This is a genomic window from Streptomyces sp. BF23-19 (genome assembly GCF_041106355.1).
GTDB lineage: Bacteria > Actinomycetota > Actinomycetes > Streptomycetales > Streptomycetaceae > Streptomyces > Streptomyces virginiae_A.
The window spans coordinates 1-20,381 of sequence record NZ_JBGBPT010000107.1 but is presented as its reverse complement, the minus strand read 5'-3'; the positions used below and the strand labels follow the sequence as shown (position 1 = coordinate 20,381).

General features: G+C 73.4%; 14 protein-coding genes, 1 tRNA gene and 3 pseudogenes. 9 read left to right on the top strand and 9 right to left on the bottom strand.

Annotated features, from left to right (window positions below; translation table 11 throughout):
- Positions 1-15 precede the first annotated feature (15 nt).
- Both AB8A24_RS38315 and AB8A24_RS38310 read right to left on the bottom strand, forming a co-directional pair.
- Complete coding sequence (locus AB8A24_RS38315; protein WP_369478801.1) at positions 16-1,839, bottom strand: long-chain fatty acid--CoA ligase; 1,824 nt, start codon at positions 1,837-1,839, stop codon at positions 16-18.
- Positions 1,840-1,942: 103 nt separating this feature from the next.
- Entirely contained in the window at positions 1,943-2,800 is an 858-nt protein-coding gene (locus AB8A24_RS38310; protein WP_030729726.1) for a LysR substrate-binding domain-containing protein, read from the bottom strand.
- A 126-nt stretch (positions 2,801-2,926) separates the two neighbouring features.
- Between AB8A24_RS38310 and AB8A24_RS38305 the strand changes: the two genes are divergently transcribed.
- Genes AB8A24_RS38305 through AB8A24_RS38295 form a run of 3 tightly spaced genes read left to right on the top strand, consistent with a single transcriptional unit; the run spans position 2,927 to position 4,877 of the window.
- Positions 2,927-3,967, top strand: coding sequence for a bile acid:sodium symporter family protein (locus AB8A24_RS38305; protein WP_369478800.1), 1,041 nt, complete (start codon positions 2,927-2,929; stop codon positions 3,965-3,967).
- A gap of 9 nt (positions 3,968-3,976) precedes the next feature.
- Positions 3,977-4,408 carry a (2Fe-2S) ferredoxin domain-containing protein gene (locus AB8A24_RS38300; protein ID WP_369478799.1) on the top strand — a complete coding sequence of 144 codons (432 nt, stop codon included), beginning with the start codon at positions 3,977-3,979 and terminating at the stop codon, positions 4,406-4,408.
- Between the two features lies 1 nt (position 4,409).
- Positions 4,410-4,877: a hypothetical protein gene (locus AB8A24_RS38295; RefSeq protein WP_369478798.1), complete on the top strand. Its 468-nt coding sequence runs from the start codon at positions 4,410-4,412 to the stop codon at positions 4,875-4,877.
- On the opposite strand, the gene fdhD is transcribed toward AB8A24_RS38295, so the two are convergent.
- Positions 4,867-5,694, bottom strand: coding sequence for a formate dehydrogenase accessory sulfurtransferase FdhD (gene fdhD, locus AB8A24_RS38290; RefSeq protein ID WP_328960887.1), 828 nt, complete (start codon positions 5,692-5,694; stop codon positions 4,867-4,869). The genes AB8A24_RS38295 and fdhD overlap by 11 nt on opposite strands.
- Positions 5,695-5,899: 205 nt before the next feature.
- Here fdhD and AB8A24_RS38285 point away from each other — a divergent pair, with 205 nt between their 5' ends.
- Positions 5,900-6,841, top strand: coding sequence for a beta-ketoacyl-ACP synthase III (locus AB8A24_RS38285; protein ID WP_369478797.1), 942 nt, complete (start codon positions 5,900-5,902; stop codon positions 6,839-6,841).
- Here AB8A24_RS38285 and AB8A24_RS38280 read toward each other — a convergent pair.
- Positions 6,825-8,033, bottom strand: coding sequence for a low temperature requirement protein A (locus tag AB8A24_RS38280; protein WP_369478796.1), 1,209 nt, complete (start codon positions 8,031-8,033; stop codon positions 6,825-6,827). The two genes, AB8A24_RS38285 and AB8A24_RS38280, sit on opposite strands and share 17 nt — an antisense overlap.
- 232 nt (positions 8,034-8,265) lie before the next feature.
- Here AB8A24_RS38280 and AB8A24_RS38275 point away from each other — a divergent pair.
- A tRNA-Leu gene (locus AB8A24_RS38275) sits at positions 8,266-8,350 on the top strand.
- A 373-nt stretch (positions 8,351-8,723) separates the two neighbouring features.
- Here AB8A24_RS38275 and AB8A24_RS38270 read toward each other — a convergent pair.
- Together AB8A24_RS38270 and AB8A24_RS38265 are read right to left on the bottom strand one after the other, a co-directional pair.
- A pseudogene (locus AB8A24_RS38270) lies at positions 8,724-9,443 on the bottom strand (IclR family transcriptional regulator C-terminal domain-containing protein); the annotation flags it as partial.
- Positions 9,444-10,252: 809 nt separating this feature from the next.
- Positions 10,253-10,819 carry a sigma-70 family RNA polymerase sigma factor gene (locus AB8A24_RS38265; protein ID WP_328960885.1) on the bottom strand — a complete coding sequence of 189 codons (567 nt, stop codon included), beginning with the start codon at positions 10,817-10,819 and terminating at the stop codon, positions 10,253-10,255.
- Between the two features lie 511 nt (positions 10,820-11,330).
- Here AB8A24_RS38265 and metG point away from each other — a divergent pair.
- The 3 genes from metG to AB8A24_RS38250 all read left to right on the top strand — a co-directional run bounded on the left by metG (position 11,331) and on the right by AB8A24_RS38250 (position 17,111).
- Complete coding sequence (gene metG, locus AB8A24_RS38260; RefSeq protein ID WP_328960884.1) at positions 11,331-13,046, top strand: methionine--tRNA ligase; 1,716 nt, start codon at positions 11,331-11,333, stop codon at positions 13,044-13,046.
- Between the two features lie 152 nt (positions 13,047-13,198).
- Positions 13,199-14,497, top strand: a complete 1,299-nt coding sequence (locus AB8A24_RS38255) for a glycosyltransferase 87 family protein (protein ID WP_369478795.1) — start codon at positions 13,199-13,201, stop codon at positions 14,495-14,497.
- A gap of 40 nt (positions 14,498-14,537) precedes the next feature.
- Positions 14,538-17,111: an MDR family MFS transporter gene (locus AB8A24_RS38250; protein WP_369478794.1), complete on the top strand. Its 2,574-nt coding sequence runs from the start codon at positions 14,538-14,540 to the stop codon at positions 17,109-17,111.
- Positions 17,112-17,376: 265 nt separating this feature from the next.
- Here AB8A24_RS38250 and AB8A24_RS38245 read toward each other — a convergent pair whose 3' ends face one another.
- The 3 genes and pseudogenes from AB8A24_RS38245 to AB8A24_RS38235 form a co-directional block, all read right to left on the bottom strand.
- Positions 17,377-18,039 (bottom strand): response regulator, encoded by a 663-nt coding sequence (locus AB8A24_RS38245; protein WP_369478793.1) that lies wholly within the window; start codon positions 18,037-18,039, stop codon positions 17,377-17,379.
- Entirely contained in the window at positions 18,027-19,337 is a 1,311-nt protein-coding gene (locus tag AB8A24_RS38240) for a sensor histidine kinase (protein WP_369478792.1), read from the bottom strand. Before AB8A24_RS38240 ends, AB8A24_RS38245 begins: the two co-directional genes overlap by 13 nt.
- A 74-nt stretch (positions 19,338-19,411) precedes the next feature.
- Positions 19,412-19,894 (bottom strand): annotated as a pseudogene (locus AB8A24_RS38235) (serine/threonine-protein kinase); the annotation flags it as partial.
- 84 nt (positions 19,895-19,978) lie between these two features.
- Here AB8A24_RS38235 and AB8A24_RS38230 point away from each other — a divergent pair.
- Positions 19,979-20,381: pseudogene (locus AB8A24_RS38230) on the top strand (hypothetical protein); the annotation flags it as partial.

Here is a 20,381-nt window from a genome sequence, read left to right as displayed (position 1 = left end):
CCGTCAGATTTCTGTTCAGGAGGAATACAGGGCCGCGACCTCCTTCGCGTACGCCTTCTCGATCGCCCGGCGCTTGAGCTTCAGTGACGGCGTCAACAGCCCCCGCTCCTCCGTGAACTGTTCGCCCAGCACCCGGAAGGTGCGGATCGCCTCCGCCTGCGAGACCAGGGTGTTCGCGGCCACCACCGCCCGACGGACCTCCGCCGTCAGCTCGGGGTCCCCCACCAGCTCCTTCGCCGGCAACTGCGGCCGGCCGCGCATCGACAGCCAGTGCGCTATCCCGTCCATGTCCAGAGTGAGCAGCGCCGCGATGTACGGCCGGTCGTTGCCCACCAGCACGCACTGCGACACCAGCGGATGCGAACGGACCCGCTCCTCCAGCGCGGCGGGCGCGACGCTCTTGCCGTTGGAGGTCACCAGGATGTCCTTCTTGCGCCCGGTGATGGTCAGGTACCCGTCCGCGTCCAGCCGGCCCAGGTCCCCCGTGGCCAGCCAACCGCCGCGCAGGACCGCCTCCGTGGCGCGGGGGTCGTTCAGGTACCCGGAGAAGATGTGGCTGCCATGCAGCCAGACCTCCCCGTCGTCCGCGATGTGCACCGTACTGCCCGGGATCGGCCGCCCCACCGTGCCGTACTTGGTCGCTCCCGGCGGGTTCGCGGTGGCCGCCGCGCACGACTCGGTCAGCCCGTACCCCTCGAACACCGTGATCCCGGCCCCGTCGAGGAACAGCCCCAGGCGGCGCGACATCGCCGACCCGCCCGACATGGCGTGCCGCACCCGGCCGCCCATCGCCTCGCGGACCTTCCCGTAGACGAGCCGGTCGAAGAGCTGGTGCTCCACGCGCAGCGCGGCCGAGGGCCCCGGCCCGACACCGAAGGCCTTGCGCTCGCGCGCCTCCGCGTACCGTACGGCCGTCTCCACCGCCCGGTCGAAGGGGCCCGTACGCCCCTCCGCCTCCGCCTTGCGGCGCGCGCCCGCGAAGATCTTCTCGAAGACGTACGGGACGCCCAGCACGAAGGTCGGCCGGAAGGCGGCGAGATCGGGCAGCAACTCGGCCGCCGCCAGTACCGGTTGGTGGCCCAGCTTGACCCGCGCCCGGACGGCGGCCACCTCCACCATCCGCCCGAACACGTGCGCCAGCGGCAGGAAGAGCAGGGTGGACGGCTCCTCGCCCTGCCGGGCCTGGAAGACCGACTCCCAGCGGTCGACCAGGGTGTCGGTCTCGTACATGAAGTTGGCGTGCGTGAGCACGCACCCCTTCGGCCGGCCCGTCGTCCCCGAGGTGTAGATGACGGTGGCGGTCGCGTCGGGCGTCACGGCACCCCGGTGCCGGTGCACGACGTCCTCGGCCACCCCGCGGCCGTCGGCGACGAGCCCGTCCACCGCCCCGGCGTCGAGCTGCCACAGCCGGCGCAGGTGGGGGAGCCGGTCGATGACCGATCCCACCGTCATGGCCTGGTTCTCGTCCTCGACCACGCAGGCCGTGCAGTCGGAGTCGAGCAGGATCCAGTGCACCTGATCGGCGGAGGACGTCGGATACACCGGGACGGGCTGGGCGCCGATGGCCCACAGGGCGAAGTCGAAGAGGGTCCACTCGTACCGGGTGCGGGACATGACCGCGACCCGGTCCCCGAAGCGCACCCCCTGGGCCAGCAGCCCCCGGGCGAGCGCGAGCACCTCGGCGGCCAGCTCCCGGGACGTCACGTCCCGCCAGACCCCGTCGGTCTTCCGGCCGAGCACCACCCGGTCCGGCTCCTCGTGGGCGTGCTGGAAGACGATGTCGGCCAGGCCGCCGACGGGCGCGCCCGTGACGACGGGTGGGACGGTGATTTCGCGCAAGGCCCCGCTCCTCTCCGCGCGCCGCGGTGAACGTACCGCATGGTCAACAGGGGTTCACCGGCCTTCGGATACCTCCACAAGACCTCCCCAGTGATCACGGTGTTCACGCCGTTGACGTGCGACTGAGCCGGTCCGCGCCGGAGAGCACGGCCGCGGCCAACGCCTCCGCCGCCGCCGATGGACGCGGTCCGCGGAGCAGCGCGAACTCCACCGGTCCGAGCTCCGGCAGACCGCCCACGCGCACCAATCCCGGCGGGATCAGCCCGCGGGCGTGCGCCATCACGCCGAGCCCCGCCCGGGCCGCCGCGATCAGGCCGCTCAGGCTGCCGCTCGTGCACGCGATCCGCAGGCCCCGCCCCTCCCGTTCCAGTACCTCCAGCGCCCGGGCCCGGGTGATGCCCGGCGGCGGGAAGACGATCAGCGGAACAGGGCGCTCGGGGTCCACCCGCAGCCCTTCCGCGCCGATCCACACCAGCCGGTCCCGCCACACGAGCCGGCCCCGCTCGTCCCCGGGCCCCCGCCGCTTCGCGAGCACCAGGTCCAGGCGCCCCGCGTCCAGCCGCTCGTGCAACGTCCCGGAGAGCTCCACCGACAGCTCCAGATCCACCTCGGGATGCTCGTGTCGGAACCCTTCGAGGATCTCCGGGAGCCGCGTCAGCACGAAGTCCTCCGAGGCCCCGAACCGCAGCCGCCCGCGCAGCCGGGTCCCCGCGAAGAAGGCCGCCGCCCGCTCGTTCGCCTCCAGGATCGTCCGAGCGAAGCCGAGCAGCGCCTCCCCGTCCTCCGTCAGCCCCACACTGTGCGTGTCCCGGACGAACAGCGGCCGCCCCGTCGCCTCCTCCAACCGCCGCACATGCTGGCTCACCGTGGACTGCCCCACACCGAGCCGCCCTGCGGCCTGCGTGAAACTGAGCGTCTGGGCGACCGTGAGGAACGTACGCAGCTGCACCGGGTCGTACATACCGCCACGGTAGCCGCTCATCACGGATCGCGATGGCAGTGAGTGCGGTGTGCGGGTTTCCCGATGAGCGCCCACCGCCGACCATGAAGGGAGCACCCCGCCCCGACAGCAAGTGAGCACCCCCGCATGCGCCGCCCGCACCTCCCCGCCCGGCTGCCCCTGGACCCGTACATCCTGGCCCTGCTCGCCACCGTGGGCCTCGCCGCCCTGCTCCCGGCCCGCGGCCCGGCCGCCACCATCGCCGACAGCGCCTCCACCACGGCCGTGGCCCTGCTCTTCTTCCTCTACGGCGCCCGCCTCTCCACCCGCGAGGCTCTCGACGGCCTGCGCCACTGGCGGCTCCACCTCACCGTGCTCGCCTGCACCTTCGTACTCTTCCCGCTCCTCGGCCTCGCCGCTCGCGGCCTCGTCCCCGGCCTGCTCACCGCCCCGCTCTACAGCGGCCTGCTCTTCCTCTGCCTGGTCCCCTCGACCGTGCAGTCCTCCATCGCCTTCACCTCGATCGCCCGCGGCAACGTCCCCGCCGCGATCTGCGCCGGCTCCTTCTCCAGCCTGGCCGGCATCGTCCTCACCCCCCTGCTCGCCGCCGGCCTGCTCGGCGGGGACGCGGGCGGCTTCTCCCTCGACGCCCTCCTGAAGATCACCCTCCAACTGCTGCTGCCGTTCCTCCTCGGACAGGTCCTGCGCCCCCGGGTCGGCGGTTTCCTCGTCCGCCACAAGCAGGTCCTCGGCTACGTCGACCGCGGCTCGATCCTGCTGGTCGTCTACGCCGCCTTCAGCGCGGGCGTGGTCGCGGGCATCTGGCAGCAGGTCAGCCTCCCCAGGCTCGCCGCCCTGATGCTGGTCGAGGCCGTCCTGCTCGCCGTCATGCTCCTCGTCACCTGGTACGGCGCGGCCCGCCTCGGCTTCGGCCGCGCGGACCGCATCGCCATCCAGTTCGCCGGGTCCAAGAAGAGCCTGGCCGCCGGACTCCCCATGGCCAGTGTGCTGTTCGGGGCCCACGCCGCCCTCGCCGTGCTCCCGCTGATGCTCTTCCACCAGATGCAGCTGATGGTCTGCGCGGTCATCGCCCGGCGCCGCGCCCGGGACCCGCTGCCCGAACTCGCCGCCGACCGTGTGGCGGACGTCTCGCCCGCACCCCAACGGCCCGAGCCCCGGGCCCGCTAACGTTCGGTGGTGACCTGGATACGCCCGCTCGCCGCCCACGCCGAACGACCTTGCACGCTGGTGGTCTGCCGAGGCTGCTGCTGCGGTGACCCCCGCAAGAACCCCGGCTCCGACCACGCCGGTCAGCTCGCCCGGCTGCGCGAGGCCGCCGCCGCTTCCGGGGGCCGCCTGGCCGTCCGTACGAGCGAGTGCCTCGGCCCGTGCGCCCAGGCCAACGTCATCGTGGTCCAGCCCACCACCGAGGCCCGCCGCCGCGGCGCCCGCGCGGCCTGGTTCGGCTGGGCCCTGGACGACACCGCGACCGACGAGATCATTGCCTGGGCCGAGTCCGGCGGCCCGGGCACCACCCCGGTCCCGCCCACCCTGGACCTGCACCGCATCGACCCGCCGACACCGAAGCCGCCGGCGGACGCCGGTCGCCGCTCCCGCCGGCGGCGCTGACGTGACCAACCTCGCCCGCGCGGCGACCGTAGCGTTCAGTGTGCTGTTCGGTCTGCTGTCGCTAGTGGCCCTGGCCTTCGGCTTGCTGGGCGGATCCTCCGCTCCGCTGACGGAGGAGGACGTCCTCGGGACCTGGCACGGCTACCGCGGCGCCCGGTTGGAGGTGCTGGCCGACGGCTGGGCCCGCCTCTCGGACGCTTGGGGCTGGCAGTGCGCCCGGGGCGGGCAGCCCGGCGTGTTCACCGGCGAGGGCAACTGGACGCTCGGCCACCCCTCCGACGAGAACCCGGGGATCCGGATCCGGTTCAGCCCCGAGGGAACCCCCGAGATCCAGCAGTGCAACGACTGGTTCACCCTCGGCGGCACCGGCAAGGGGGGTACCGCGGGAGACGGCAGCAACGTGTGGGCCACCTTCTTCGGCTACGAGTGGGGAGCCGAGGAACGGTTCCGGCGCGCGCCTACAGGGTGATCCGCTCCTCGCCCGAATAGATGTTCATGTCCGGCCCCCGCAGGAAGCCGACCAGCGTCATCCCCGACTCCAGTGCCAGATCCACCGCCAGCGAGGACGGCGCCGAGACGGCCGCCAGCACCGGGATGCCCGCCATCACCGCCTTCTGCACCAGTTCGAAGGAGGCCCGGCCCGACACCAGCAGGACCGCGCCCGCCAGCGGGAGCCGCCCGGACCGGTACGCCCGGCCCACGATCTTGTCCACCGCGTTGTGCCGGCCCACGTCCTCCCGCAGGTCGAGCAGCTCGCCCTGCGCCGTGAACAGACCGGCCGCGTGCAGCCCGCCCGTACGGTCGAAGACCTTCTGAGCCTCGCGCAGCCGGTCCGGCATCGCGCACAGGACCTCCACGGGGACCCGTACCGGATCGGCGGCGAGCCCCGGGAAACGGGTCGCCGTACGGACCGCGTCCAGGCTGGCCTTTCCGCACAGGCCGCAGGACGAAGTGGTGTAGACGTTCCGCTCCAGGGTGATGTCGGGCACCGGGACCCCGGCGGCCAGCTGCACGTTCACCACGTTGTAGGTGTTCGAACCGTCCTCGGTCGCCCCCTCGCAGTAGGTGACGGCCTGCACGTCCGAGGCGGCCGCGAGCACCCCCTCGCTGACCAGGAAGCCCACCGCCAGGGCGAAGTCGTCGCCCGGCGTACGCATCGTGATGGCCAGCGGTTTGCCGTTCAGCCGTATCTCCAGTGGCTCCTCGGCCACCAGCGTGTCCGGCCGGACACCCGCCGCGCCGTTCCGGATCCGGACGACGCGACGACGCTCGGTGACCCTTCCCATGGTGATCAGCACACCCCTTCTGTTCCCGCCTATTTCCGACAAGCTCATTGTCGCGGTTCCGCTTCCCGCGACGCTCCCGGCAGGTGGATCCTCGGGAAGCTCCAAAATCCGGTGCCGGAATCCTGTCGGGTCACACGCACACGTACCCACCAGTAGCAGGCAAAGCTGGGTGATCCTGACTTCCGTACAAGGGGGGACCCCGCCCATGACCGGTTCACGCGTGGTGGCGCTAGGGCACTACCAGCCCGCGAAAGTGCTCACCAACGAGGACCTCTCGGCCATGGTCGACACCACCGACGAGTGGATCCGGTCCCGCGTCGGCATCCGCACCCGCCACATGGCGGGCCCGGACGAACCGGTGGACGAGCTGGCCTACCAGGCGGCGGGCAAGGCGCTGGCCGGCGCCGGCCTGACCCCGGACGACATCGACCTGGTGCTGGTCGCCACGTCGACCGCGATCGACCGTTCGCCCAACATGGCCGCGCGCGTCGCCGCCAAGCTGGGCATGGGCGGCGGCCCCGCCGTGATGGACATCAACGTCGTCTGCTCGGGCTTCACCCACGCCCTGGCCACCGCCGACCACGCCATCCGGGCCGGCTCCGCCACCCGCGCCCTGGTCATCGGTGCCGACAAGATGACCGAGATCACCGACTGGACCGACCGCACCACCTGTGTGCTCACCGGCGACGGAGCGGGCGCGGCCGTGGTCGAGGCCTGCGAGGAGCCGGGCATCGGCCCGGTCCTGTGGGGCTCGGTCCCGGAGATGGGCAACGCGGTCCGGATCGAGGGCTCGCCGCCGGTCTTCGCCCAGGAGGGCCAGTCCGTCTACCGCTGGACCGCCAGCCAGCTGCCGCCGCTCGCCCGCAAGGTGTGCGAGAAGGCCGGAGTCACCCCGGAGGAACTGGCCGCGGTCGTCCTCCACCAGGCGAACCTGCGGATCATCGAGCCGCTCGCCGCGAAGATCGGCGCCGTCAACGCCGTCGTCGCCCGCGATGTCGTCGAGTCCGGCAACACCTCGGCCGCCAGCATCCCGATGGCCCTGTCGAAGCTGGTCCAGCGCGGCGAGATCCCCTCCGGCGCCCCGGTCCTGCTCTTCGGCTTCGGCGGCAACCTCTCCTACGCGGGCCAGGTCATCCACTGCCCGTGACGGCTTCCGCGGCCGCCGCCTCCGCCGGTTCGGCGGGGGAGCGGCGGCCCTCGGCGGCCAGCGCCCCGACCAGGACACACGCCAGGGCCACCAGCTGGCCGGCCCCTGTCCAGCTGGTTCCCACCGGGACGGTGGCGAGCGCGAGCACCAGGGCCGCGGCGCGGTAGCGGCCCGGTCCGATGCCCAGTGCCGAGCGGAAGGCCAGGTCCCCGGCCAGGTAGAGGGCGACCCCACCCGCCAGCGCGACCGCCGGGCCGGAATGCAGGTGCTCGCCGAGGTGACCGATGGTCTTCTTCACGCCCGCCGCGAAGACGGCGATGCCCAGGAGCATGGGCAGGAAGGCGTAGTAGTACGCGACCATCGCCAGCTTGAAACGCCGCTCCGTCGGAGTCCGCTCGAAGACCTCCTCGGCCCGGCCCTCGTCGCGCACGAAGTACATCCACCACATCGCCGACGCGATGGTCAGGGCCAGGAACGCGCCGCCCGCGATACCGAGGGACAGCGGCAGCGAGCCCACCCCGATGCCGATCGCGATCACGGACTCACCGAAGACGATGATCAGCAGCAGGCCGTGCCGCTCCACCAGGTGTGCCGCGTTCATCCCGCCGAGCTGATCACCGACCGTCTGCCCGGGACCTTCGGCCGTCTCGGCCACCTCGGCCGCCTCCGGCTCCGCCGCCCTGCTCGCCGCGACCCGCTGCACGACCACCGGCGTCACGAACTGCAGGAGCAGCGCCAGCATCCACAGCCCCCAGGCCGGCAGCCCGTCGAAGAACCCGGCCGCCGTCACCGACAGCGCGCACAGCACGTTGGGCAGCGCGAACCACAGCACCCCGCGCCCGTGCGCCTGGGTGAACAGCGCGCCGTGGACCAGGACCACCAACAGGTACCCGAGGCCGAAGGCGATACCGCCGGCCCCGAAGGCGGTCGGTACGGCCAGGGCGCAGACCAGGAACGCCCCCATGGCCAGCATCAGCAGCACCCGCCGGACCGTCCGGTCCGGCGGCACCTGGTTGGTCAGGTGCGCGTAGCCCCCGTACATCCAGAACAGGACGGTGAAGATCAGCACCACCTGCCCCGCGCCCCGCAGAGTCAGGTCGTCCGCCAGAAGCACCGTCAACTGCGTGATGGTGAAGACGAAGACGAGGTCGAAGAACAGCTCCAGCGTGCTGACGCGGTGCTCGGATTCCATGCGCGGCTCCCCCCGGATGTGTGCGGAGCCATCCGACCGCCCGGCCACCCCTGATGTCCAGCCGGTATCGGCATCCGGCAACGAGACGACCCGTCTCGCCAGGGTTGTCGGTGCATGCGTGCAGGTCAGCCCGGCGTGGCGGATGATCACCGCCCGGATAAGTGGTCGGAGCCCCGCCGATCCTTTGCTATTGTTGTCCATGTCGCCGCGGGAAACCGGGGCCGACCACCTGGTCCGGGTGGCGGAATGGCAGACGCGCTAGCTTGAGGTGCTAGTGCCCTTTATCGGGCGTGGGGGTTCAAGTCCCCCCTCGGACACAAGAAGCGAGAGCCCCACACATCGTGTGGGGCTCTCGCTGTTTTTCCGGGCCGGTCACGGGCCCAGGACCACCAGGCCCGTCGGGGTGGTCAGGCTGCCCGGGGGGAGCGATGTGAAGGTGTGGGGCAGCGACAGGCGGGGCTGGTCGGTGTCCGGGACGGCGTCGAAGAGATAGGCCGCGGCGGCCGCGGTGTCGCTGACCAGGTGCGGGCCGCCCGCCGCGGCCGAGCCTCCGGTGAGCGGGGTGCGGAAGAGCCGCCGCAGGTGCCGCAAGGTCTCCGGGGTGACCGGGGCCCGCATCGGCCGGGGCCGCTCGACCGGAGCCCCCTCCTCGGCGGCGACCGCCGGGGCGTCCGGGGGGATCGCGCCCGTCAGGAGGAGGGCCAGGAGCACCGGGACCGCCTTGCGGCGCAGGGTCTCGGTGGCCGCGCCCAGCCGGTGGGCATGGCTCGCCGGCAGCGAGAGCGCGAGGCTCCCGGCGGCGATCCCGGTGGCGATAGGGACCGCCGAGCAGACGACCCCGGGGGAGTACTCGCGCAGGTCGAACACGGGCGCGCCCGGAGCCACCGCGTCCAGGGCGCTGAACAGGACCCGACTGTCGGTGATCGTCCGCGGGGTGAGCCGCGCGGGCCGGTGCCGGGCCACGTGGTCGGCGCGCCGGTCGTGGTCGAGCTGGGTCAGCAGGCACTTGCCGACCGCGCTGGCGTGTGCGGCGGCCCGGAAGTCGACCCACTCCCGCACCGGCGGGGTCGCGGGCCCGTCCGCCATCTGCGTGATCCGGACCTCGCCCTCGGCGTACCGGCCGAGGTACACCGCGGCGCCCGCGCTGTCCCGGGCCAGGGCCAGGGTGCGCTGGAGCTGCCCGGCCAGGCCCTGCCCGCCGGGGGCGGCGAGCCGGTCCAGGGCGGGGCCGCGCCCGTACACCCCGAGCGCCGGGCGCACCGCGTACTCCTCCTCGCACAGCATCGCGAGCAGGGGGCGCAGTTCCCCCTCGGCGAGGCCGGACTCCCGGGCGAGTTGGGCGGCCCGGACCCCCAACGGGTGGCGTTCCAGGACGCGTACGACGGCCAGCGCGCGGCGCGCCTCCGTCAGAGCCTGGCCCGTCTCCGCCCGGGCGGCGGTCCCGCGGTTCGCCTCCGTCAGCGCCGGGTGGCGCAGCGGTCCGGCGGCCGGCCGGAGCGAGGCCACCGGCCGCGGCGCCGAGGCCGACACGGTGACGGGCTGCGGCAGGAACGCGGCCAGTACTCCGGACAGCCCGGGCCTCGGCAGGGGCACCGGGCCCAGGTCGGGATCCTCCCGCTGGTCGACGTAGCGCAGCACGGCCGCCTGCGTGCACAGCCGGATCTCCCGCAGATCCCGTCGGCCGCCCGGCCGGAAGCCGCGCCGGCCCAGCTCGCGCGCCCAGTGCCGGGCGTCGTGGTGCTCGCCGCGCCGGGAGTGGTCGAGGAAGAGGCAGTACGCGGCCGCGGCGGTCCGCGGGCTCCCGGACCCGGCGGCGAACTGCCACCAGAAGCGGGCCCCTTCGCGCAGCCCGGCCAGGTGCAGCAGACAGCCGAAGACGACGGCCCCGGCCAGATCGGTGTGCCCGTCGGCCAGGAAGGAGTCGAGGTGCGCCCCGGCCTTGGGCGCGCACGCGGAGGCGAGGCAGACGGCCTTGAGGTCGCGCCGGGCCCGTTCGGCGTCGAGGGGGCAGTCCCGGGCGGGGTCGCTCCAGCCGTGCACCGACCGGCGCCGGGCGCGGTGGCCGGAGGGCGGGTGCGGTGTGGCGCGCAGCAGCCGGGCCTCGGCGGCGCCGAGGTCGTAGTGCCGGTAGCGGTCGCGGACGCCGGCCCGGGCGAGGAGTTCGGCCAGGGAGCGGGGGATCGGGTCGCCGTCCTGCCGCTCCTGCCGTTCGGAGCGCCTCATGATTCGGCGGATTCGGGTGACGCCGCCGATTCGGGCGACGCGGCGGACGTGGCGAGCAGGCGGGCGAGCCGCCGGTGAGCCTGTCCGAGGTAGGAGCGGATCGTGGCCTCGTCGACGCCCATCACGGCGGCGGCCTCACCGGGGGTGCACTGGAGCCCGTACCGCAGGAGTACGGCGTCACGTTGCCGCTCGGCGAGCCGGGAGACGGCGGAGTAGAAGCGGATGGTGTCGGTCAGCACCTCGTACTGGTCGGCGTGGGCCTCCCTCAGGGCGGCCTCGAAGGCGCTGATGTCCATCGGCTCGGGGCGCTGCTCCCAGGGATGTCGCAGCCGCTGCCGGTGGATCAGGCAGTGCTTGAGGACGGTCCAGGCGTAGGCGTCGAGGCGGTCCATGTGGAGCATCCGCAGCCACTCACCCATGATCGAGTCGAAAGCCGCGTCCACGGCCTCCTCCGCCGCCGCGTCGGAGCCCAGCTGCAGATACGCGAAGCGCATGTACGCGGGCCGCCGATTGGCGTGGAAGGCCCAGTACGACAGGCGCGCCGTCGGATCCCACTGGCTCATGGGAGTCGGCCGCCGACGCCGGCTCGGTAGTCCCACGGCCCCACCGGACTCCTCCGGTCCGCCATCGTTCACCGCTCCACCTCATCCCCTGTGCGCTGAACAGGAAAGCAGCGCGGGCGCACTCGGAGGGCGCAGAGAAGAAACCTGGAAGCAATGCGTCGTGGATGATCGACCTGTGATCGATCTCGATCACGCACAGCTCCAGCCAGCACGTATGCATATGCCCGCTGCCGGTGCCACGGCCGGGCCCTCCGCCGGCGGTGCCACCGCCGGACCCTCCACCGGCGGCGCCACCGCCTGCTCCTGGACACCGGTCGGGTGCGCCGCGGTCCCGCTGTAACATGGGCCCGATCGCGAGGGCCGTGACGGAGAGGTCACAGCCCTCGCTTTTGCGTTACGTCCACCCATGTACAAATGCGGCGCGTGGCCTCACGGCGGTTCGATACGATGAACCGCATTCACAATCCGTTACGTCACGTTGTACCGCACAGAGGAAATGGAGCATCCGAGGATGGCTCGACACCTGATCACCAGCGCGCTTCCCTACATCAACGGGATCAAGCACCTGGGCAACATGGTCGGGTCGATGCTTCCGGCGGATGTGTACTCCCGGTACCTCCGCCAGCGCGGCCACGACGTCCTCTACATCTGCGCCACCGACGAGCACGGCACCCCCGCCGAACTCGCCGCCAAGGAGGCCGGCATCTCGGTCGCCGAGTTCTGCGCGCAGGCCCACGACGCCCAGAAGGCGGTCTACGACGGCTTCGAGCTGTCCTTCGACTACTTCGGCCGCAGCTCCTCCGCGCAGAACCGCGAGATCACCCAGCACTTCGCGCGCAAGCTGCAGGAGAACGGGTTCATCGAGGAGCGCGCGATCCGGCAGGTGTACTCGCCGGTCGACGGCCGCTTCCTCCCGGACCGCTACGTCGAGGGCACCTGCCCGCACTGCGGCTACGACAAGGCCCGCGGCGACCAGTGCGAGAACTGCACCCGCGTCCTGGACCCCACGGACCTGATCGAGCCCCGCTCGGCCATCTCCGGCTCCACCGAGCTGGAGGTCCGCGAGACCAAGCACCTCTTCCTCCTGCAGTCCAAGCTCCAGCACGAGGTCGAGGCCTGGGTCGCCGAGCACGAGGAGGAGTGGCCGCAGCTCGCCTCCTCCATCGCCCGCAAGTGGCTGACCGAGGGCCTGCACGACCGCGCCATCACGCGTGACCTCGACTGGGGCGTGCCGGTCCCGGCCGACACCTGGCCCGAGCTCGCCGCCGAGGGCAAGGTCTTCTACGTCTGGTTCGACGCCCCGATCGAGTACATCGGCTCGACCAAGGAGTGGTCGGACCTGGACCCGGCGAACCGCGACTACAAGTCGTGGTGGTACGAGGCCGAGGACGTCCGCTACACCCAGTTCATGGCCAAGGACAACGTCCCGTTCCACACGGTGATGTTCCCCGCCACCGAACTGGCCACCCGCGAGCCGTGGAAGAAGGTCGACTACGTCAAGGCCTTCAACTGGCTGACGTACTACGGCGGCAAGTTCTCCACCTCGCAGAAGCGCGGCGTCTTCACCGACCAGGCGCTGGAGATCCTCCCGGCCGACTTCTGGCGCTACTTCCTCATCGCCAACGCGCCCGAGTCCGACGACTCGTCCTTCACCTGGGAGCACTTCCAGGCCACGGTCAACAAGGACCTCGGCGGCACCCTCGGCAACTTCGTGAACCGCGTACTGACCTTCTCCCGCAAGAAGTTCGGTGACGACGTCCCCGCCGGCAGCCCCGCGGGCGAGGCCGAGGCCAAGCTGGGCGAGCAGATCGCCGAGCTGCTGGCCGAGTACGAGGGCCACATGGACGCCCTCCAGTACCGCAAGGCCGCGGCCGCGCTGCGCGCCCTGTGGTCGGCCGGAAACGCGTACCTCGACGAGAAGGCCCCCTGGCTGGAGGTCAAGACCGACCTGGAGGGCGCGGCGCTCACCCTGCGCACCGCCATGAACCTCATCCACCTCTACTCGGTGGTCTCCGAGCCGTTCATCCCGGCCTCGGCGCGCGCCATGCGCTCCTCGTTCGCGCTCGCCGACGACACGGCCTCCTGGATCACCCCGGAGCAGGCCCGCTCCCTGGACGCGGTGCCGGCCGGCACCCCGTTCACCGTGCCGCCGGTGCTGTTCGCGCGGGTCACGGAGGAGGACCTGGAGTCCTACCGCGAGCGGTTCGGCGGTAACCCGGAGGCCTGAGGCCCCCGCAGGGCCCGATGACAACGGTGTGAGGGGCACGACCCGTCGGGGTCGTGCCCCTTTCGCGTGCCCCGCACGGTAGGGAAAACCCCACCGCGGACCGTCCACCTGGCTGTGCAGACCGGGCGGGCCGGCGCGGCTGGAATGGGCCCATGACCCTTTCCCCTACCGCCCGGTGGACCACCGGCTGGCTGTCGGCCGCCGCGTGGGCGCTGTCCTTCCCGCTGTTCTCCTCACTGGCGCCGCACCGGCTGTGGGGCTGGTGCGCCGCCGCCGGATACCTCGGGGCCGCCGCGGCCACCGCACTCGGCCGCCGCCGCGCCGCGCTCGTCGCCGCCCTGCTGGGCGCCGTCGCCGTCCCGCTGCTGTGGCTGGTCGTGACCGGCCAGGGGCAGTCGGAGGTGACGGTCATCGAACGGTCCGGCCGGCTCCTGCTGGACTCCGGCCGGCTCTACGTCGACCGGCCCGCGCACGTCGAGGAGTACACCCCCTACCTGCCCGGCATGGCCCTGCTCGGCATACCGCGGGCGGTGCTCGGGGGCGACGGCGGCGGGGACGGCTGGGCGGTGCGGCTGCTGGGGGACGCCCGGATCTGGTGCGCGGCCGCGTTGTTCGGCTGCCTGTGGGCGGCCCGGCGCCTGCTCGGGGGCGGGCCGGGTGGTGGGTTCGGCGGTGGGCCTGGCGGGGGGCCCGGCGGTGGGCCTGGCGGGGGGCCCGGCGATGGGCCGGGCCGACTGTTGCCCGTCCTGGTGGCCTCGCCGGTGGTGGCCCTGCCCCTGGCGGTGAGCGGGGTGGACCTGCCGCTGGCCGGGCTCTGCTGCCTGGCCCTGGCGGCCGCCGCCTCCGGGCGGCCCGTACTGACCGGGGCGGCCCTCGCCGGGGCGTGCGCGCTGAAGTGGACGGCACTGCCCGCGGTCGCCGTGGCCGTCGCCCTGCTCGCGGTCCTTCGGGGCGGGCGGCCGGCGGTGCGCTGCGCTCTGGTGGCGGCCGGCGGTACGGCCCTGCTGGTGCTGCCGGCCGCGCTCCTCCAGCCGGCGGAGCTGTGGCGCCAGGTGTTCGCCTTCCCCACCGGGCGGGCGCAGGTGCCGACCCCGGCGAGCAGCCCGCTGCCCGGGCGACTGCTGGTCGAACTGGGCCCCTGGGGCTGGTACCTGGCGGTCGGTCTGCTGCTGTCGGGAGGCCTCGCGGTCGCCCTCTCCCTGCTCGCCCGGCCGCCGCGTACGGTGGTGGCCGCGGCCGACCGCCTCGCCCTCGGCCTCACGCTGGCCTTCCTCCTGGCCCCGGCGGGGCGCTTCGGCTACCTGGCGCTACCGGTCCTGCTGTCGGTCTGGGCCCGCTCGGTGGCCGTACCGGGCGTCTCGCGCGTGGTGACGGGCTCGTTCCGCCTCCGGCCGTCGGACGGTGGGCGGCCGAGGGCGCGGAACGAGCGGCCGGGAGGGCATTTCGCCTGATGGCCCCCGCGTATTGGATAGTTGCACTATCCTTCCGTTCGTGGATCAGCTGATCGCCGAAGACCCGAGCCGTATCGGACCGTACCGCCTGATCGCCCGGCTGGGCGCGGGTGGCATGGGCCTGGTCTATCTGGGCCGCTCCGAGGGCGGCCGTACCGTCGCCGTGAAGGTGGTCCAGGCGGAGTTCGCCGGGAACCCCGAATTCCGCAGGAGGTTCGCCCGCGAGGTGGCCGCCGCGCGGCGGGTGGGCGGCAGTTGGACGGCGGCGGTGCTCGACGCCGACACCGAGGCCGCCGTGCCCTGGGTGGCGACGCAGTACATCCCGGGGCCCGACCTGCAGACCGTGGTCGCCCGGCAGTTCGGGCCGCTGCCCGAGGACTCGGTACGCACCCTCGCCAACCGACTCGCCCTCGCCCTGCGGGCCGTGCACGAGGCGGGCCTGATCCACCGCGACCTGAAGCCGTCCAACGTCCTCGTCACCGTCGACGGACCCCGCGTCATCGACTTCGGCATCGCGCGGGCGATGGACAGCCTGACCGGGGACAGCCTGCACACCCGTACCGGCATGCTGATCGGCTCGCCGGGGTTCATGTCCCCGGAGCAGGTCCGCGGTCTCGAACTGAGCCCCGCCAGCGACGTCTTCTGCCTCGGTGCGGTCCTCGTGTACGCCGCCACGGGACGCATGCTCTTCGGTGCCACGGACACCGGGCTGAACGCGCACCTCTTCCGGATCGCCGAGGAGGAGGCGGACCTGACCGGGGTCCCGGAGCCGCTGGTCGAGCTCGTCGGCGCCTGCCTGCACAAGGACCCGGCCCGGCGTCCCACCCCCGAGGAGGTGGCGGCGCGTACGGCGGCGGACGCCGCCGGGGAATGGCTCCCGGGCGCGGTACTGGCACAACTGGGCCGCCATGCGGCGCAGTTGCTGGACTACGCCCCGGCGTCACCCGTAGGGGTCGGCGGCGGGGCCGGAGCCGGCGGAGCCGCAGCTGGTGAAGCCCCGACCGGGGACAAGCCCACCGGGCCGCCGGACCCCCGCCTCGTACCGGCACAGTCCCGGCAGGACGCCTCCCCGTACGGGACACCGCCCCCGCCGCCCGCGTACGCTCCCACGGCCCCGGGCCACTTCGGCCCCGCGGACGGCTTCGGCCCGCCCCCGGGCCCCGTCCCCGGCGACGGCCCGGCCGTCCCCGCGCCCCCGCACCCCAGGCGATGGTGGGGCCTCGCGGTCCTCGCCCTCACGCAGCTGCTGGTGCTGGTCGAAGCGGCGCAATTCAGCCTGCTGGCGCCGCAGATGCATGCCGAGCTCGGCCTCGCTGCCGACGGCCTGAGCCCGGCCTTCACCGCCTACCTGGTCGCCCTCGGCGGACTGCTCCTGCTCGGCGGGCACCTCGCCGACCTGCTCGGGGCCCGGCGAATGCTGGTGGCCGGCCTGATCGGGTTCGCGGCGACCGCCGTGTTCGGCGGCGCGGCCTCCGGGGCGGGACCGCTCATCGCCTCCCGCGCCCTGGAAGGCGCCTTCGCGGCCCTGCTGGTCCCGGCCGCGCTGTCCCTGGTGGTCACCGGATTCACCGACCCCCGGGAGCGCGGCCGCGCCTTCGGGATCTACGCGGCCGTCGTCGCGGGCGGCAGCGCGCTCGGCGTGTGCGCGGGCGGGTGGCTCGCCGAGGCCCTGGCCTGGCGCTGGGCCCTGTGGTCGATCGTTCCGCTCGCCGTACTCGCCCTGATCGGCGCGCTCACCCTGCTGCCCGACCGTCCGGGCCGTAGCGGGGCCCGCTTCGACGGACCCGGCGTACTCCTCGGCACGGTGGGCTCCGCTGCCCTGACCTACGGCCTCGCCGAGGTCGAGTCGGTGGGCTGGGGCGTCGTCCGGAGCCTGGTGCTGTTCGTGGGCGGCATCGCGCTGCTCGCCGCCTTCCTGTGGTGGCAGAGGCGAACCTCCGGCCCGCTGCTCCCGGCGTACGTCCTGGCCGACCGGAACCGCCTCGCCTCCCTCCTGGTCGTCCTCTTCGCCGGCATCGCCCTGGTCGCCCTCCTCCCCGCCCTCGGCTTCTTCGCCCAGCAGATCCGCGGCGAGGGACCGGCCGCGTCGGGGACGGCCCACCTGCCGCTCGTCGCCGCCGCCCTCGTGACCGCCACCCAGGTCTCCGCCCGCCTGCTGCCCCGCGTCGCCCCGCGCGCCCTGATCCTGCCGGGCCTCGTGGTCACGGCCCTCGGGCTGGCCCTGCTCGCCGGTGTGGGGGGTGCGACCGGCTACGCGACCGGGGTACTGCCCGGCATGCTGCTCACCGGCGTCGGCCTGGGCCTGGCTCTCGTCCCGCTCTACGCCACCGCGACCGCCGGGGTGTCCCCGCAGCACGCCGGCGGAGCCTCGGCAGCCCTCGGCGCGGCCCACCACCTCGGGCAGTCGATCGGCGGAGCCGTGCTCGGCACCGTCCTGGTGAGCCGCCTGGAGCAGGTCTCGGAGGACACGGACGTGTTCGCCCGACTGCTGGGCGCCTACACCACCACCCTGTGGTGCGCGGTCGGCGGCCTCCTGCTCGCGGCCCTGCCGATCGCGCTGCTGATCAGGTCCCGGGCCCCGCGGCGGGACGCGAACCAGGCCGTCCCGTTCTGACGGCGCGCCGCTTGTCATGTTTTCAGGAGGGAAAGCGGAGCGGTGGAGGCGGCGCGGCGTCGGCCGGCCGAACAGGGCGTCAGCCAGGTGAGCGACGGCCACCGCACCGGCCCCCCTCGACCGGTTGGACCTCCCGGCGGACACCCGACACCTTGCCGAACTGCGCCAGGTGCTCGCCGCGGGACACGAGAACCACCACCGCAGCCCCGGCGCCCGGGACGACGCGGTGCGCTCCTGCTCCTGAGGCGTGAGCCCGTGAGCGCGCCTACGCCTCGGCCTCCTGGCCCGACAGGTGGGCCAGGACCGCCAGCACCCGGCGGTTGCCCTCGGTGGCGTCCAGGTCGAGCTTCATGAAGATGCTGGACGCGTGCTTGACCACGGCGGCCTCGGTGATGAACAGCCGGGCGGCCAACGCCTGGTTGTTGAGGCCCGAGGCCATCAAGGTCAGCACCTCCCGCTCGCGCGGGGTCAGCCGCGCCAACGGCCGCTGCTGCGACTGCCGGCTGAGCAGGACCCGTACCACCTCCGGATCGATGACCGTACGCCCCTCCGCCACCTGCTGGAGGGCGTCGAGGAACTCGGCCACCTCCCCGACCCGGTCCTTGAGGAGGTAACCCAACCCGGCCGCCGAAGCCCCCGTGAGCAACTGGGTGGCGTACGCCGTGGCCACGTACTGCGAGAGCACGAGCACGGGCAACGAGGCGTCCCGGGAGCGTAGTTCGAGCGCGGCACGCAGACCCTCGTCGCGGAAGCCGGGCGGCATCCGCACATCGGTCACGACGGCGTCCGGCCGCTGCGCCTCCACCGCCCGCACCAGCTCCTCGGCGCTCCCGACGGCGGCGAGGACCTGGTGCCCGCCGCGGGTGAGGAGCTCCGTCAGCCCGGCCCGCAACAGTACGGAGTCCTCGGCGAGGATCAGCCGGAGCACGGGACCTCCACACGGAGTCGGGTCGGTCCGCCCACCGGACTGGACACCACCAGCCTGCCCTTCAACATCGCCACCCTGTCCGCGAGTCCCGCCAGCCCCGCTCCCGCGCCCGGATCGGCGCCGCCGCGACCGTCGTCGGTGACGGTGAGAGTGAGTCGGTCACCCTCGACCCTACCGACGACGGCGACGTGCGAAGCGCCGCTGTGCTTGGCCGCGTTGGTGAGCGCCTCGGTGACGGTGAAGTACGCCGTGATCTCCACCGATTCGGCCAGCCGGGGCACGTCGAGGTCCACGGACACCGGCACGGGATGGCGCAGGGCCACCTCGGCGACGGCCGCCGCGAGCCCGTGGTCGGTGAGGACCTGCGGATGGATGCCCCTGACGAGGTCGCGCAGTTGCTCCAGGGCGACCTTGGCCTCGCCGCGGCCTCGGGCCACCAGCGCGGCGGCCCCGGCCGCCTGCGGGATCCCGCGCAGCTCCAGCTCGGCGAGGCCCAGGGTCATGCTGAGGGCGACCAGCTGCTGCTGCGCGCCGTCGTGCAGGTCCCGCTCGATACGCCGCCGTTCGGCTTCGAAGGCGTCGACCAGACGCACCCGGGAGCGGGTGAGCTCCAGGATCCGGTCGGCCTCCACGCGCGGTCCGAGGAGCAGGCGGGCCGTCTTCACCTGGGCCCCGGCGAGCAGGGCGCCCGCGTACGCCGCCAGCAGCATCGCCACCAGTCCGACGGCCGTGCCGCCCAGGGCCTCCAGCGGTCCGGAGACCGGCCGGCCGGGGATCAGCATCACGTGGTCCGGGGCGATGGCCCAGACGATCGCCGGGGTCGCGACGAGGATCAGGGCGAAGGCCAGCAGAGCGATCACGGCGAACGCGGCCGCCCCGAAGACGGGCCCGAGCAGGGCGGCGTACGCGAACTCCCGCCAGGTGGCCCGCTCCCGCAGCCGGGTCCGCAACCAGGCCGCCGGCCCGGCCCCGGCGAGGGAGGTGTGCGGGTCCGGCACGGGTACGGGTTCCACGCACCGCAGCCGCCACCGCTCCAGCGCTCCCAGCGGCACCCCGGCGACCACGGCACCGATCAGCAGCAGCAGCCCGATCCCGACCACCGCCAGCGCCACGCCGACGCCGAGGAGCACCACGAGGGCGATCAGCACGGGGTAGCCGATGAGGAACCCGCTGCCCAGGTACGCCCAGCACCGCCAGGGCCACCACGAGCCCAGGAACCGCAGAGGCCGGCGCATCGCCGTCAGGACGGTGACGGGCGGGGGGCCGTCCGGTTCGGGGAGGGGGATGGAGTCGGACATGTGTCCCCAGCTTAGGGGGTGTCCTGTCGGGTCGGTCCGGAGCAGGGGCGGTGCCTGTACGTGGCATGAAGGGCCTCCAGAAGGACGTTCGCCGGCTTGATGTCCCGGTGCAGCACCCCGGCCGCGTGCGCCGTGCGCAGTGCGCCGACCAACGCGATCCCGATCCGGGCCGCCTCGGCGACATCCACCGGGCCGGTTCGGGAGAGTCGGTCGGCGAGGGATCCGCCTTCGACCAGTTCCATGACGATGTAGGGGAGTTGGCCGTCCTCGACGATGTCGTGCACCACGATGATGTGGGGGTGCTTGAGCTGCGCGGCCGCCCGTGCCTCACGGAGCGTGCGCTCACGCTGGTGCCGGGCCTCCTCGTCGGACAGTGCCGGGTCGAGCGCGACCTCCTTGACGGCGACGTTCCGGCCGAGCAACTGGTCGGTGGCGCGCCACACGATGCCCATGCCACCGCGTCCGAGCGTGGCGTCCAACCGGTAGCGCCCTGCGATCAGCCGGGCGTTCGCCCCCCGGTCCCCATGGCGACATCCTGCCGCATCCGCGATGAGCACCCGTCCGCAGCGTGTCGAAGCCGCCCCTTGATCGTTTCTTCACCGGTAGCCCTTACTTCTGCTGCGGATTTCGGGAGGCGTGCGGTGACCGCTTGGCAGTACTTCGCCGGGGCGGGCCTGGTGGCCGCGCTCTGCCCGTTGCAGGGCCATGTGGCGGTCGCGGGCGAGGACGACGGCGACGGCTACGGGGCCCGCGTCGACCTGTGCGTGCCGGCGGGGCAGCCGGAGCGGCCGGTCTTCCGGCCGCCGTCCGGGCGGCCCTCGGTACGGGTGACCGTGCCCGGCGCCGAGCGGCCGACCGTGCGTCACCCGGGGCGGCCCACCGGGTCCGCCACCCCCGCGGAGCGGCCCGTGCGGCCGGTCGAGCCCGCGCCGCCGAGGCCGCCGGGCGCGGCGGCGGAGCCTTCCGCGGAGGCAAGGGCCGGGGGGTCGGAGCCGCCGGAGCCCGCGGCGGGTCCCGAGGACCCTTCCGTGCCGGCGTCGGCCG

Bases quoted from the DNA above. Each gene is read 5' to 3' on its own strand.
- AB8A24_RS38310 (WP_030729726.1), bottom strand. From the start codon at position 2,800: ATGTACGACCCGGTGCAGCTGCGTACGTTCCTCACGGTCGCCCAGACG.
- AB8A24_RS38305 (WP_369478800.1), top strand. From the start codon at position 2,927: ATGCGCCGCCCGCACCTCCCCGCCCGGCTGCCCCTGGACCCGTACATC.
- fdhD (WP_328960887.1), bottom strand. From the start codon at position 5,694: ATGGGAAGGGTCACCGAGCGTCGTCGCGTCGTCCGGATCCGGAACGGC.
- AB8A24_RS38285 (WP_369478797.1), top strand. From the start codon at position 5,900: ATGACCGGTTCACGCGTGGTGGCGCTAGGGCACTACCAGCCCGCGAAA.
- AB8A24_RS38280 (WP_369478796.1), bottom strand. From the start codon at position 8,033: ATGGAATCCGAGCACCGCGTCAGCACGCTGGAGCTGTTCTTCGACCTC.
- AB8A24_RS38265 (WP_328960885.1), bottom strand. From the start codon at position 10,819: ATGAGCCAGTGGGATCCGACGGCGCGCCTGTCGTACTGGGCCTTCCAC.
- metG (WP_328960884.1), top strand. From the start codon at position 11,331: ATGGCTCGACACCTGATCACCAGCGCGCTTCCCTACATCAACGGGATC.
- AB8A24_RS38255 (WP_369478795.1), top strand. From the start codon at position 13,199: ATGACCCTTTCCCCTACCGCCCGGTGGACCACCGGCTGGCTGTCGGCC.
- AB8A24_RS38240 (WP_369478792.1), bottom strand. From the start codon at position 19,337: ATGTCCGACTCCATCCCCCTCCCCGAACCGGACGGCCCCCCGCCCGTC.